Source organism: Methylophilaceae bacterium, assembly GCA_018398995.1.
Classification (GTDB): Bacteria; Pseudomonadota; Gammaproteobacteria; order Burkholderiales; family Methylophilaceae.
In genome coordinates this window covers 1,597,004-1,610,959 of sequence record CP073759.1, presented here as the reverse complement: position 1 = coordinate 1,610,959, position 13,956 = coordinate 1,597,004, and the positions used below count along the sequence as shown (strand labels likewise).

The window sequence follows — 13,956 nt, the reverse complement described above, 5'->3', positions numbered from 1 at the left end:
ATCTGCACATTGTGACACTTTGATGAATATGACAGTTCTTTCTTAATCACTTTAGCTTTTGTCATTTAAACTTCATAAAAACATGTCAAATTAGCGATATGAAAACACGTCAACTATTAAATGCTTGCTGGTGGTGTTTACCACTTAGTCTCTATTCGCTGGATGCTCATGCGTGGGGTCTCTATACGCACGTATATTTTGCCCAAACACTGTTTCTTGCATCCCCTCTATTAGATAAGCGTTTTAGAGAGGCCGTTAAACGCTTTCCTGAACTGGTGATGGCTGGCGCTTGCCTACCAGATCTAGCGGTTATTTCTAAGCAATTTAAAACCACGCATCAGTGGCGGCATGTTGAATTCTTAATTAATCATGCCACAAGCGATGAACAAACTGCTGTTGCCATTGGCTATGCAAGCCATCTCTATGTCGATGTGATTGCGCATAATCACTTTGTGCCAGCGCATGAAGCGCTGTGGCAACATGAGAGCATCTTTACCCATATAGCCGCAGAATGGGCGATGGACGTACATGTGCAACGATTATTGCACCAAACACCAGGGCAATTACTCTCAAAGCATGCCGCTTTTATTAGCCACTTTATCGCCCCGTGTTTTGATCAGCCCCAACGTTTAATTAACAGAAAGTTGCGAACACTAGGCTATGCCGACCAGCTGTTACGCGGCATTAAGTTACCGAATTTTATTCATCGGTGCATCCATTTCAATAACAATAAAAAACATAGACATTTTGATTATTACATGAACAAAACAGAAGCAGCCCTCAAAGATTTCCATAGGATTCTCAATGGGCACCTGCCTAACTGGCAACCAGAGGGAAGCGCTATTGATGATTTATCACGGGTAATGATGTGGCGTGAACATTGTCTAGCAACGCTGCATATGGACCATGCAGAACCTATTCGGTATTACAGTATTTGAATATTTTTCTGACTGAAATGTTGACAAAAAATACGTTAGGGTTGATTGTGTTTTAGATAGGTGGCAATCACTAGAACGCAATATTCATCGAGATGATAGACATCACGATTCCAATGACTGCACCAGCCAATACATCACTCGGATAATGCAATCCAAGTACAACACGAGACATAGCAACCATCATGCTGAACGGAATCACCAATAGTGCAAGTGAGGGAAAGTAAGCCAATGTCATACAAGTAAAAATAAGCGCATGCAATGTGTGTCCAGATGGGAAACTAAAATAATCCAAAGGCTTCCCAGTTAGCCAGACGTCTTGTAATACTTGATAGGGTCTTGGTCGCAATGTCTTACCTTTAAGCCATTTATAAACCAATGTGCCAGCCAAGCCAGTAATCATTATATGTAATACAGGCAACCAAGCAGACTCGCCTTGAATGACAACGATACCCAGCAACATGGTATACCAAAAGACACCATCACCTAAGCGACTCATCAATCTAAACCAGTCGCGTACGATAGGATACTGACTAGCATGACTCACTTTAATACATAAAGTACTATCTAAATGGTTCATACGATGAAGATAAACGCGCATTCTATTCGTCATCACAATCTCCTGTTGCAATTGATGTTTGCCGAAGAATGCGCTTCTAATATGACAATTTAATGAAGCTAGAATGAAGATTATATTAACTGATGAATAATAAAAACAACGCGTTATTATTATTTATTGGCTCAGCGCTTCGACCACTTTAGCAATACGCTCTGCTAACTGTTGTACTAATGCTGCATTCTGGCCTTCAACCATGACACGAATTTTTGGCTCTGTTCCAGAAGCGCGCAATAATACGCGACCCGCATCTTTTAATTCACTTTCCACCTCTTTAACCGCTAACTGAATCTCAGGTAGCTGCAAATCCAGCTTAGCTTTTGTGGTCACGTTAATTAACACTTGAGGATACAACTGCAATGCTTCACCCATTTGCGACAACGTTTTTCCACTTCGTTTCAACGCATGCAGCACTTGTAATGCCGCAATAATCGCATCGCCACTGGTGTGTTTATCCAAGGTTAAAATATGGCCAGAGTTCTCACCCCCCAATTGCCAATTTTTTTCTTTTAATAATTCCAATACATAACGATCACCAACCTTGGCACGATCAAATGGAATTTGGTGTTTTTGTAGCGCATGCTCCAACGCCAGGTTAGTCATGAGCGTACCAGCGACACCGCCTTTTAGCTTGCCTCTAGCATATAATCCCAAAGCAATAATATAGAGTAACTGATCGCCATCTAATAATTGTCCATTGGCATCAACCATCAACACGCGGTCACCATCACCGTCGAATGCAATGCCCAGATCAGCTTGATGCGCAACGACCGCTTTTTGTAGGGCTTGTGGATGGGTAGAACCAACATTTAAATTAATATTCAAGCCATCAGGCGCATTGCCAATAGCAATCACTTCAGCGCCAAGCTCATGAAATACTGGTGGCGCAACATGATAAGTCGCTCCATGAGCACAGTCGAGCACAATGGTTAAGCCACGTAAATCCATATCATTGGGAAAAGTGCTTTTGCAAAACTCAATATAACGACCAGCAGCATCATCAATGCGTTTTGCTTTACCTAATTTAGCAGACTCCATCACCTGCATCGGCTTATCAAGCTCAGCTTCAATCGCATGCTCGATTTCGTCACCTAACTTTTCGCCCTCGCTAGAAAAAAACTTAATGCCATTATCATCATAAGGATTATGTGAAGCAGAGATGACGATACCTGCCTGCGCACGAAGAGCACGTGTTAAATAAGCAATTGCCGGCGTTGGCATGGGCCCTGTTAACATGGCGTTCACGCCAGCGGCGGTTAGGCCTGCTTCCAAAGCCGCCTCTAGCATATAGCCTGAAATACGTGAGTCTTTACCAATTAAGACGGTTGGGTGTGCCCCTTTAGCCAAATTACCCCCTTGCAAGCCCACGAATACCCGTCCTGCTGCATAACCCAAACGCATTACAAATTCTGGTGTAATCGGATGCTCGCCTACTTTTCCGCGAATGCCATCAGTGCCAAAATATTTTTTTACCATCTCTAAGACTTTCTCATTTTAAGTTTATTGATAGGGGTTTTTCAGTCTCTACCAACTAGGTTGTAAACAAAACCCTCTTTTTTATTCAAGCCTATCTGCATCTAACGCCTATCATTCTGCAATGGCTGCAACTACTTTTAGCGCCTCAACCGTTGCCTTTACATCATGCACCCGCACTATGTTAGCGCCTTTCAGTACAGCAATCACAGCAGCAGCAACACTTGCATACAAGCGCGCTTCAACATGAGCGCCAGTTACTTGACCCAACACTGATTTGCGTGACAACCCAACTAAAAGCGGCAATTCTAATTGCATTAAAGCATCCAGTTGTTGTATCAGGGCAATGTTATGCGCACGCGTTTTACCAAAACCGAAACCAGGATCAATCATGAGTCTATTTTTAGTGATGCCAACTGCTAGACAAGCAGCTACACGCAATGATAAAAAGTCACTGACATCTTGCACCACATTGTTATAAGTTGGATTATCTTGCATCGTTTGTGGGTTGCCTTGCATATGCATTAGACATACGCCCACTTGCGCATTTGCCACCACGCTTAAAGCACCATCTTCTTGTAACGCTCTGACGTCATTCACAATACTGGCACCCGCATTAATGGCGGCACGCATCACCTCAGGTTTATACGTATCAATTGAGATAGGAATGTTGATCTGTTGTGCAACCAATCCCTCTATCACGGGAATGACACGGTCTAACTCTTGCTGTAAGCTTACTGGCACTGCGTTAGGCCGCGTCGACTCTCCGCCAATATCTAAGATATCAACACCCTCTTCTATTAAGCTAAGCGCATGTTGTATCGCAGTAGCAGTTTGAGAGTAATGACCACCATCAGAAAAAGAATCTGGCGTCACGTTAAGAATCCCCATGACACGAGGCCTGGTTAGATCTAACTTAAATTGTCCACAATGCAGCATCATAAAAATAAAGGGGCTGACTAATTAAGTTAGTCAGCCCCTTATTTTAACTCAAGCCTGATGTTGAAACTAAGCTTATTGTTTTTTTGCCGTTGGCTGTGGTTTTGGCGTAACCGATGATCCCGCGCTGCCACTGTCAGTCGGCTTTATTGGCGCTTGTCTTGGCTTAGGTTGGCGTACTGGAATACCAGCCATAATGTCATTAATTTGATCAGCGTCAATCGTTTCAAATTCCATTAAAGCAGCTGTCATCGCCTCAACTTTGTCACGGTTATCTTCAATTAATTTACGCGCTATTGCATATTGCTCATCTAAAATACGTCTAATTTCTGCGTCCACTTTTTGTTGTGTAGCCTCAGAAACTGTTTTAGAGCTCATGCTACCAAAGAACGAATCTTGCTCACTTCCCGCGTAAACCATAGTGCCCATGGAATCACTCATTCCATATTTAGTGACCATATCACGCGCCAATTTGGTGGCGCGTTCAAAGTCATTAGATGCGCCTGTTGACATTTGATTCACAAACACCTCTTCAGCAATACGCCCGCCAAATAAGATAGAAATCTCTTCTAACATTTTGTCTTTGTAGTTGCTGATACGATCAAATTCTGGCAATTGCCATGTTAATCCCAATGCCCAGCCGCGTGGCATAATAGTCACCTTATGCACTGGATCTGCTTTAGGCAGTAATTTGGCAACCACAGCATGTCCTGATTCATGATAAGCCGTGTTACGGCGCTCTTCTTCACGCATGACCATCGATTTACGCTCTGGTCCCATAAAGATTTTATCTTTCGCATCTTCAAAATCTTGCATATCGACCGTACGCTTATTGCGTCGCGCAGCAAACAAAGCAGCTTCATTCACAAGATTGGCTAAGTCTGCACCACTCATGCCAGGCGTACCTCTTGCCAAAATATCGGCTTTTACATCAGGATCAATTGGTACTTTACGCATGTGCACTAATAGAATTTGCTCACGTCCTTTGATGTCAGGCAAACCAACCATCACTTGACGATCGAAACGTCCAGGACGAAGTAATGCTTTGTCTAGCACATCTGCACGGTTTGTTGCCGCGATAACAATTACACCAGAACTTGCCTCAAAGCCATCCATTTCAACCAATAATTGATTGAGTGTTTGTTCGCGCTCATCATTACCACCGCCTGTGCCAGATCCACGACTGCGACCTACCGCATCAATCTCATCAATGAATATAATACAGGGGGAATTTTTCTTTGCGGTTTCAAACATGTCACGCACACGTGATGCACCCACACCAACAAACATTTCAACAAAATCTGATCCAGAGATCGTAAAGAAAGGGACTTTAGCCTCGCCAGCAATTGCACGCGCTAATAAGGTTTTACCTGTACCGGGTGGACCCACCATTAAAACACCACGTGGGATACGGCCACCTAGCTTTTGGAACTTACTAGGATCGCGCAAAAACTCAACTAGCTCAGTGACTTCTTCTTTTGCTTCGTCACAGCCAGCAACATCTGCAAACGTTGTTTGATTATTGCTTTCATCTAGTTGCCTTGCTTTGCTCTTACCAAATGAAAAGGGTCCGCCACCTTTGCCGCCACCTTGCATCTGGCGCATGAAAAAAATCCAAACACCAATTAACAATATCATAGGAAACCATGACATAAGAATTTCTAACAATACTGAGCGCTTTTCTTCAGCTTTCGCCTCAACTTCTACATTGTATTTAAGTAAATCACTCACCATCCACAAGTCATTAGGCGCATAGGTACTGAAAGGCGTATTATCGCGAGTTGTGCCATGAATAACACGACCATCAATCTGCACCTTTTGGACTTGTCCTTTTTTCACATTTTCCATAAATTGGGAATAGACAATTTGCGACCCTGCCTTGTTAGGGCTACCAAACTGCTGAAAAACAGTCATTAGTATTAATGCCACCGCTATCCAAATAGCAATATTTTTTGCGATATTATTCACTAGCTTCTTCCTTTTTTGAACACGGCCATTATTTGTCATGCTCACAAATAAATGCCAATAATTACATCTAAATACCTTACTTACGTCCTAATCCAAGCAAATAAGTTTCATTACTTCGCCCTCTTGAGGCTTTGGGCTTTCTTGTGACTACTTTATCAAACTCTAGACGCATACGTTTAATAATATCTTCAAATCCGACCCCGATAAATACTTTGACTAAGAAATTGCCGTGAGGTTTCAACCATTGTTGACTAAATTCCAATGCAAGCTCAGTTAAGTAAACAGCGCCTGCTTGATCTGCCTCTTTCACTCCACTGATATTGGGCGCCATATCAGCAATTACAAGATCAACAGGCTTTTTATCTAGCTTTTCTTCTAATTGGCTTAAGATATTGGCTTCACGAAAATCACCTTGAATAAACTCTACACCTGCAATAGGGTGCATGTCCAATAAATCTAGTCCAATAATACGTCCTTGACCTTTCAGTCGTTGTTTGACAACTTGACACCAACTGCCTGGAGCAGAACCCAAATCGACAACCGTCATGCCGGGCTTTATTAATTTGTCTTTGTCATCAATCTCAATTAATTTATAAGCTGCGCGAGCGCGATAACCTTCTTTTTGTGCGCGTTTGACATATTCATCGTTCAAATGCTCTTGCATCCATGCTTTACTACGGCTGCTGAGCTTCATGTTTTATTATATGAATTCATGATAAAATCCATTCCTTCTAAAGTTCTGAAAAAGCATGCCAATTCATGAAATTAAATCCAAAACAAATCAGTCATTTGCGTGGTTTAGCCCATACTCTCAGCCCTGTTGTAATGATTGGCAACCAAGGCTTAACAGACAATATTATTAAAGAAGTTGATATCAACCTTAATGCGCATGAATTGATTAAAATAAAAGTCGCTGGCGATGATCGTGAAGCACGCAAAACCATGTACCAGTCAATTTGTGAAACCACAAATGCCATTCCTGTACATCATATCGGTAAGCAACTGGTCATTTATCGTGCTAGTGACAGCATTAAAGAGAAAAACAAAATTCATATTCCCAAACTATAGCGCTTACTCACGCCAAGCAAGTATTACAAGCATCGCACCTAGCAAGCACTCAATCAGGTAAATAACCCCAGAAACACCGTGCCATGCGGCAAACTGTCCGGCATAAACGCTTTGCATGACATCAATCGGGTAAGCATTTTCTTTTAATTGAGCAAGGTGTGACTGAACACCAAAATAGCCGACTAATATAAGTAGGACCATGCTCATGATAATCCATACGTAACGTTGTGTAAGGCTTTGGACGCCAAACGCAATAAAACGTTGAGCAAGCAAAAGCAATCCGCTGGCTATTCCTATATAACTTACCATCTCAAATAATTGACCTGCAACATTGCCCGCTAACTGTCTGTCATCAATCGCATCAAACAAAATACTGGCAATTACCCCCGTTACCCATAGACCGCCAACCCAAAAAGTAATCAGCAGTGCTGTGAATTGACGTAACATAAGTTAGACGTACGACACTTCAATCACTTCGTATTCTTTAATACCGCCAGGCGCAGAGACTTCTGCAATATCGCCTTCATGCTTGCCAATTAATGCGCGCGCAATAGGGGAAGCAATTGATATTTTTCCTGACTTTATATCCGCTTCATCTTCACCAACGATTTGGTAGATTTTGACATCATTTGTATCCAAGTCTTCAAATCGCACTGTTGCGCCAAAAACAACACGGCCTTCAGCATTTAATGTAGAAGGATCAATAACCTGCATATTAGAAAGTTTACTTTCTAATTCTGCAATACGCCCCTCAATAAAACTTTGCTTTTCTTTAGCAGCTTCATACTCCGCATTTTCAGACAAGTCACCTTGCGCTCTGGCTTCTGCAATTGCTTGAATAACATTGGGTCTATCTTCAGACCTTAACCGTTGCAACTCTTCTTTAAGCAAGCCTGCACCACGTAGCGTTACTGGAATTTGATTCACTGCCATACAACAAACCTTTATAAAAAATAAACCACACTCGCCTGAGCGTGGTTTTTATACGATTGATTCAACTAGTTTATTTTACACAAGCTTTTTGTGCAAGTCTTGAATAGACTCTACTTGCAACTCTTGCATATACGCCATACCAATACAGGCAGCTTTTGCGCCTGCCAATGTAGTGTAATACGTGACTTTATTTTGCAAAGCACTATGTCGGATTTCGTATGAATCTGCCACAGCTTTTTTATCTTCTGTCACGTTGACAATAAAATCAACTTCATTGTTCTTAATCATATCCACCACATGCGGACGACCCTCTGCAACTTTATTAACTGCTTTGACCGACAATCCATTTTGCATCAAGGCTCTAGCCGTCCCCTTTGTTGCAAGCAATTCAAAACCTAACTGCTGTAAATCCTTTGCAATATCAACAACATTTTGATGATCTTCATTACGAACACTAATAAACGCTTTACCTGCTTGCGGTAATTTTATTGATGCGCCCAATTGAGATTTAACAAATGCTTCTGCAAAAGTAGCCCCAACACCCATTACCTCGCCAGTCGATTTCATTTCAGGACCCAAAATGGTATCTACACCTGGAAATTTAATGAATGGAAATACCGCTTCTTTAACTGAAAAATAAGGCGGTATTATCTCTTTGGTAATCCCTTGTGACTGCAAACTTTGTCCCACCATACAACGGGCTGCAATTTTTGCCAACTGCAAACCACAAGCCTTAGAAACAAACGGGACGGTACGTGAGGCACGTGGATTCACTTCTAACACATAAACCGTCGTACCTTGAATCGCAAACTGCACATTCATCAACCCTTTCACACCCAATGCTTTTGCCATCATCACCGTTTGCACACGCAACTCATCTTGTAATGCTTTACTCAAACTGTAAGGTGGTAACGAGCATGCAGAATCACCAGAGTGAACACCCGCTTGTTCAACATGTTGCATAATGCCGCCGATAACAACATTCTCACCATCGCAAATGGCATCAACATCAATTTCCAATGCGTCATTAAGAAATCGATCAAGTAAAACCGGTGAGTCATTAGAGACTTTTACTGCTTCACGCATATAGCGTTCTAACTGACTTTGCTCCTGGACAATTTCCATTGCACGGCCACCAAGCACATAACTTGGACGCACAACCAAAGGATAACCAATTTCAGCTGCTAGACGAAGCGCCTCTTCTGGTGCGCGTGCCGTACGATTAGGCGGTTGTTTCAGACCAAGCTCGCTTAACATTTTTTGGAATCGTTCGCGGTCTTCTGCACGGTCAATCGCATCAGGGCTTGTACCAATAATTGGCACGCCTGCTTTTTCTAAAGCGCGCGCCAGTTTTAACGGTGTTTGGCCACCGTACTGAACAATCACGCCCTCTGGTTTTTCTAGGTGAACAATCTCCAGCACGTCTTCCAATGTGACTGGCTCAAAGTACAATCGATCAGAAGTATCATAATCGGTTGAAACGGTTTCAGGGTTACAGTTCACCATAATCGTTTCGTAGCCATCTTCTCGCATTGCAAAAGCGGCGTGCACACAGCAATAATCAAACTCAATACCTTGACCAATACGGTTGGGCCCTCCGCCAAGCACCATGATTTTCTTCTTATCGCTCGGGTTTGATTCACACTCTTCTGCGTAACTTGAGTACATATAAGCGGTATTGGTGGCAAACTCAGCCGCGCAGGTATCAACCCTTTTATAAACTGGTCGCACATTTAGCGCTTGTCGATAAGCGCGAACTGCGTGTTGATCAGTATCTAACAATGTGGCTAAGCGTTTATCTGAAAAACCCGCCCTTTTGAGTTGATACAAGGCATCTCTGTCTAAATCAGCAATGTGTTTACCATGGAGTGCTTTTTCTTGTTTAATTAAATCTTCTATTTGCGCCAAGAACCAAGGATCAATTTTGGAAATATTATAAACGGCTTCTGCACTCATGCCTGCTCTAAACGCATCGCCCACATACCAAATACGCTCTGATCGTGGCTCACCCAGCTCTTTGGCAATTAAATCGATATCAGTTGTCAATGAATCTAATCCATCAACACCTACTTCAAGACCTCGCAACGCTTTTTGGAAGGATTCTTGGAAATGACCGCCAATTGCCATTACCTCTCCCACAGATTTCATTTGCGTTGTTAAACGGCTATCGGCTTGAGGGAATTTCTCAAAAGCAAAGCGCGGAATCTTGGTAACAACGTAATCAATGGAAGGCTCGAAAGAAGCAGGCGTTTGACCGCCTGTGATGTCATTCTTCAGTTCGTCCAATGTATAACCAACAGCCAACTTAGCTGCAACTTTGGCAATCGGGAAACCCGTAGCTTTGGAAGCCAACGCCGATGAGCGCGATACTCGCGGATTCATCTCAATCACGATCATTCGCCCATCATCTGGATTAATCGCAAACTGCACATTAGAGCCACCGGTATCGACACCAATTTCACGTAAAACTGCTAGTGAGGCATTACGCATGATTTGATATTCTTTATCAGTCAAGGTTTGCGCAGGCGCAACCGTAATCGAATCGCCAGTGTGCACCCCCATTGGATCCAAGTTTTCAATGGAGCAAATAATAATGCAATTGTCTGCTGAATCACGCACCACCTCCATCTCGTACTCTTTCCAGCCGAGCATCGACTCTTCAATCAGTAATTCATTGGTTGGCGATGCCTCTAAACCACGCTCACAAATCTCAACAAATTCTTCACGGTTATACGCAATACCACCACCGCTACCGCCCATTGTAAAAGAAGGACGAATAATAGCGGGATAGCCAATATTGGCTTGCACTTGCAGCGCTTCTTCCATACTGTGCGCAATCGCTGACTTGGCTGAACCCAACCCAATTTTGGTCATAGCCTCTTTAAACTTTTGCCGATCCTCTGCCTTATCAATGGCCTCTTTAGATGCGCCAATTAATTCCACCTGGTGTTTCTTTAGTACACCGTGCTTATCTAAATCTAATGCACAGTTAAGTGCTGTTTGCCCACCCATCGTTGGCAACAAGGCATCTGGTTTTTCTTTTTCAATAATCTTCTCAACCACTTGCCATGTAATTGGCTCAATGTAAGTAGCATCAGCCATTTCAGGGTCGGTCATGATGGTGGCTGGATTAGAGTTGACTAAAATAACGCGGTAGCCTTCTTCGCGAAGCGCCTTACATGCTTGCGCGCCTGAATAATCAAACTCACATGCCTGCCCAATCACAATTGGACCTGCACCAATAATTAAAATTGATTTTATATCTGTACGCTTAGCCATTAGCTAGCCTTCCTTTCTTGCATCATGCTAATGAAGCGGTCAAACAAATAAGACATTTCTGTTGGTCCAGGACTTGCCTCAGGGTGTCCCTGAAAACTAAAAGCTGGCTTGTCTGTCAGTGCAATGCCTTGCAAACTGCCATCAAATAAAGAGATATGTGTCACTTTTACATGAGCAGGCAAGCTGCTCTTATCCACCGCAAAGCCGTGATTTTGACTAGTAATATAGACGCGTTTACTCTCTACATCCTGCACTGGGTGATTAGCGCCATGATGTCCAAATTTCATTTTCATTGTTTTTGCGCCGCTAGCCAAAGCCAACAATTGATGCCCCAGACAAATACCAAACATTGGTAACTGTGCATTCAGCAAGTCACCAATTGTTTTAATCGCATAATCACACGGCTCAGGGTCTCCAGGGCCATTAGACAAAAAGATACCATCCGGTTGATAACTTAATGCATCATCAGCTGTTGCTTGTGCAGGCAAAACAGTCACTTTACAGCCGCGTGAAACGAGCATACGCAAAATATTTCGCTTAACCCCATAATCAAACGCCACCACATGAAAAGGTTTATTTTTGGGTGAAACAAAGCCCTCACCAAGCACCCACTCGCCATCTTGAAACTCATAAGCGGATTGACAGCTCACTACTTTCGCCAAATCCATACCAGCCAAACCTGGGAATGCTGTTGCTAACGAAAGTGCCTTTTCATTATCATCGCCAACCAAAATACAGCCCGCTTGCGCACCCTTCTCTCTCAATATACGCGTCAACTTACGCGTATCAATATCAGCAATCGCAACAATATTGTTTGCTGTTAAATAGGCTGAAAGCGTTTGCTCACTTCTAAAATTACTTGCTAATAAGGGCAGATCGCGAATCACTAGCCCAGATGCACATACTTGACCCGATTCTACATCTTCACTATTCACACCCGTATTGCCGATATGGGGATAAGTCAGGGTGACAATTTGCTCAGTATAGGAAGGATCGGTAAGAATTTCTTGATAACCTGTCATTGAGGTATTAAAAACCACCTCGCCAACGGTATGTCCTGAAGCGCCAATTGAAGTGCCTCGAAACACTGTTCCATCTGCCAACACCAGTATCGCTTGTGTCTTTTTTACAGGGCGTGTCTGCGACAATTGTGACTCCTTAATATTCAGTTTCGTTTTTTTCGCGCGCTTTGCAACAGTCAATCATGAATGCTGGCGCTAGACATGCAAAACGGGAAAAGTGGTGTACTCTTCCCGTTTCAAGAATTGCCGAATTATAGCGGAATTAGACTGCCCTTTCAAGCTTAGCAAGTTGTTGATTATGGCAACCATTCAGAAATATTTGTGCGCAAGCTGAACCCACTAGAGCAGTGAACATATCCCATTGTGTATCCCAGACATCGCCTTGTGTACCGAGAAAAGCCTCTGCTGACCCACCAGCAGCTACCGCAACCCACCATTCAATAAATTCATAACTGGCACTAATACTCAGACAAATGCAACAGACGATAAAAAATAACCAGCTTTCTTCTTTTACTACGCGTTTGCGCAACAAGACCTCACGCGCAATCATGGCAGGAATAAATCCTTGGGCAAAATGGCCTAGCCTATCGTAATAGTTGCGGCTTAAGTCGAAGTAATCTCTTAACCAATTAAATAAGGGCACTTCTGCATAAGTGTAATGCGCGCCAATCAGCAAAATAATGGCATGCACTAATATCAAGATATAGAGCAATGGTGTGAGGGGAAATTTTTGATAGGTAAGCAACAGCACTGGCAAAGCAATGAGTGTTGGCATTACCTCCAACAACCAGGTAAGCCGATCAAGCGGATAGATTGCCGACCAAACAAAGAAAATAAGAAATAGCACTGATAGCGATAGTAAAAAGTCAGCATATCGCTTTTTAGGTGGTGATAAATCAATGGTCAATTCAACACTTACCGTAAACCAAGTACATCTCTCATATCAAACAAACCTGTTGGCTTATCAGCCAAAAATTTAGCCGCTCTTAGCGCCCCCAATGCAAAGGTGGCTCTGCTGCTGGCTTTATGTGTAATTTCTACTCGCTCGCCAGTACCTGCATAAATGACAGTGTGGTCACCAACAACATCGCCACCGCGTAAGGTTGCAAAACCAATTTTTCCAGCCTCACGTTCGCCAGTCACGCCTTCACGCGCATACACTGCACAATCTTTTAGATCTTGACACAGGCCCTGAGCAGCCGCCTCACCTAAACGCAAGGCCGTTCCAGAAGGCGCATCAACTTTATGACGGTGATGCATTTCCACTACTTCAATGTCATATCCCTCATTTAATACCCGAGCGGCTTGCTCGACAAGATTAATCAATAAGGTCACACCCACACTCATATTTGGCGCAAACACTACTGCATTTTTATTTGAAGCGCCTTTAATAAGTGCTTTTTCCTGTTCGCTAAAACCCGTTGTACCAATCACCATTTTTACGCCAGCATGCTGACATGCTGCCAAATACTCCATGGCAGCTTCAGGGCGCGTAAAATCAATCAATACATCCGCATCTTGCAAGGCACCAGCTACATCGCTAGTAACTTTTACGCCCGTTGCCAGCCCAAATGAGGCCCCAGCATCTTGGCCAATCTGTGTACTATTTGGACGATCAATAGCCGCGTGTAAAGTAAGCCCTTCATCAGCAAAAATACCTTCTAAGAGCGCAACACCCATGCGGCCAGAAGCACCAGTAATAACAACTTTCATATTCATGTGC

13 protein-coding genes are annotated in these 13,956 nt (G+C 43.1%); 2 read left to right on the top strand and 11 right to left on the bottom strand.

Annotation, left to right across the window (positions count from 1 at the left end; all coding sequences use genetic code 11):
• Window positions 1–98: 98 nt before the first annotated feature.
• Window positions 99–938, top strand: a complete 840-nt coding sequence (locus KFB94_08245; protein ID QVL45238.1) for a zinc dependent phospholipase C family protein — start codon at window positions 99–101, stop codon at window positions 936–938.
• Window positions 939–1,008: 70 nt separating this feature from the next.
• Here the strand turns inward: KFB94_08245 and KFB94_08240 are convergent, their stop codons facing one another.
• From KFB94_08240 to KFB94_08220, 5 genes are all read right to left on the bottom strand, one after another.
• Window positions 1,009–1,548 carry a phosphatase PAP2 family protein gene (locus KFB94_08240; GenBank protein QVL45237.1) on the bottom strand — a complete coding sequence of 180 codons (540 nt, stop codon included), beginning with the start codon at window positions 1,546–1,548 and terminating at the stop codon, window positions 1,009–1,011.
• Between the two features lie 120 nt (window positions 1,549–1,668).
• Window positions 1,669–3,027 (bottom strand): phosphoglucosamine mutase, encoded by a 1,359-nt coding sequence (gene glmM, locus KFB94_08235; GenBank protein ID QVL45236.1) that lies wholly within the window; start codon window positions 3,025–3,027, stop codon window positions 1,669–1,671.
• Window positions 3,028–3,138: 111 nt separating this feature from the next.
• Window positions 3,139–3,966, bottom strand: coding sequence for a dihydropteroate synthase (folP, locus tag KFB94_08230; GenBank protein ID QVL45235.1), 828 nt, complete (start codon window positions 3,964–3,966; stop codon window positions 3,139–3,141).
• Between the two features lie 72 nt (window positions 3,967–4,038).
• Window positions 4,039–5,931 carry an ATP-dependent zinc metalloprotease FtsH gene (ftsH, locus tag KFB94_08225; GenBank protein QVL45234.1) on the bottom strand — a complete coding sequence of 631 codons (1,893 nt, stop codon included), beginning with the start codon at window positions 5,929–5,931 and terminating at the stop codon, window positions 4,039–4,041.
• Window positions 5,932–6,007: 76 nt separating this feature from the next.
• A complete protein-coding gene (locus KFB94_08220) occupies window positions 6,008–6,625 on the bottom strand; it encodes an RlmE family RNA methyltransferase (GenBank protein ID QVL45233.1) in 618 nt (205 codons plus the stop codon).
• Window positions 6,626–6,690: 65 nt separating this feature from the next.
• On the opposite strand from KFB94_08220, the gene yhbY reads away from it, so the two are divergent.
• Complete coding sequence (yhbY, locus tag KFB94_08215; protein ID QVL45232.1) at window positions 6,691–6,999, top strand: ribosome assembly RNA-binding protein YhbY; 309 nt, start codon at window positions 6,691–6,693, stop codon at window positions 6,997–6,999.
• 3 nt (window positions 7,000–7,002) lie between these two features.
• Here yhbY and KFB94_08210 read toward each other — a convergent pair whose 3' ends face one another.
• From KFB94_08210 to dapB, 6 genes are all read right to left on the bottom strand, one after another.
• The gene (locus KFB94_08210) at window positions 7,003–7,446 is read right to left on the bottom strand and encodes a DUF4149 domain-containing protein (protein QVL45231.1); all 444 of its coding nucleotides are present in this window, start codon (window positions 7,444–7,446) and stop codon (window positions 7,003–7,005) included.
• 3 nt (window positions 7,447–7,449) lie between these two features.
• A complete protein-coding gene (greA, locus tag KFB94_08205; protein QVL45230.1) occupies window positions 7,450–7,932 on the bottom strand; it encodes a transcription elongation factor GreA in 483 nt (160 codons plus the stop codon).
• A 75-nt stretch (window positions 7,933–8,007) separates the two neighbouring features.
• The gene (carB, locus tag KFB94_08200) at window positions 8,008–11,211 is read right to left on the bottom strand and encodes a carbamoyl-phosphate synthase large subunit (GenBank protein QVL45229.1); all 3,204 of its coding nucleotides are present in this window, start codon (window positions 11,209–11,211) and stop codon (window positions 8,008–8,010) included.
• Window positions 11,211–12,359 carry a glutamine-hydrolyzing carbamoyl-phosphate synthase small subunit gene (gene carA / locus KFB94_08195; GenBank protein ID QVL45228.1) on the bottom strand — a complete coding sequence of 383 codons (1,149 nt, stop codon included), beginning with the start codon at window positions 12,357–12,359 and terminating at the stop codon, window positions 11,211–11,213. Before carA ends, carB begins: the two co-directional genes overlap by 1 nt.
• Window positions 12,360–12,495: 136 nt before the next feature.
• Window positions 12,496–13,008 (bottom strand): DUF2238 domain-containing protein, encoded by a 513-nt coding sequence (locus tag KFB94_08190; protein ID QVL46636.1) that lies wholly within the window; start codon window positions 13,006–13,008, stop codon window positions 12,496–12,498.
• A gap of 140 nt (window positions 13,009–13,148) precedes the next feature.
• Window positions 13,149–13,952, bottom strand: coding sequence for a 4-hydroxy-tetrahydrodipicolinate reductase (gene dapB, locus KFB94_08185; GenBank protein QVL45227.1), 804 nt, complete (start codon window positions 13,950–13,952; stop codon window positions 13,149–13,151).
• Between the last annotated feature and the right edge of the window lie 4 nt (window positions 13,953–13,956).

Bases quoted from the DNA above. Each gene is read 5' to 3' on its own strand.
- KFB94_08220 (QVL45233.1), bottom strand. From the start codon at position 6,625: ATGAAGCTCAGCAGCCGTAGTAAAGCATGGATGCAAGAGCATTTGAAC.
- KFB94_08245 (QVL45238.1), top strand. From the start codon at position 99: ATGAAAACACGTCAACTATTAAATGCTTGCTGGTGGTGTTTACCACTT.
- carB (QVL45229.1), bottom strand. From the start codon at position 11,211: ATGGCTAAGCGTACAGATATAAAATCAATTTTAATTATTGGTGCAGGT.
- greA (QVL45230.1), bottom strand. From the start codon at position 7,932: ATGGCAGTGAATCAAATTCCAGTAACGCTACGTGGTGCAGGCTTGCTT.
- yhbY (QVL45232.1), top strand. From the start codon at position 6,691: ATGAAATTAAATCCAAAACAAATCAGTCATTTGCGTGGTTTAGCCCAT.
- KFB94_08190 (QVL46636.1), bottom strand. From the start codon at position 13,008: ATGCCAACACTCATTGCTTTGCCAGTGCTGTTGCTTACCTATCAAAAA.
- folP (QVL45235.1), bottom strand. From the start codon at position 3,966: ATGATGCTGCATTGTGGACAATTTAAGTTAGATCTAACCAGGCCTCGT.
- KFB94_08240 (QVL45237.1), bottom strand. From the start codon at position 1,548: ATGACGAATAGAATGCGCGTTTATCTTCATCGTATGAACCATTTAGAT.
- dapB (QVL45227.1), bottom strand. From the start codon at position 13,952: ATGAATATGAAAGTTGTTATTACTGGTGCTTCTGGCCGCATGGGTGTT.
- glmM (QVL45236.1), bottom strand. From the start codon at position 3,027: ATGGTAAAAAAATATTTTGGCACTGATGGCATTCGCGGAAAAGTAGGC.
- KFB94_08210 (QVL45231.1), bottom strand. From the start codon at position 7,446: ATGTTACGTCAATTCACAGCACTGCTGATTACTTTTTGGGTTGGCGGT.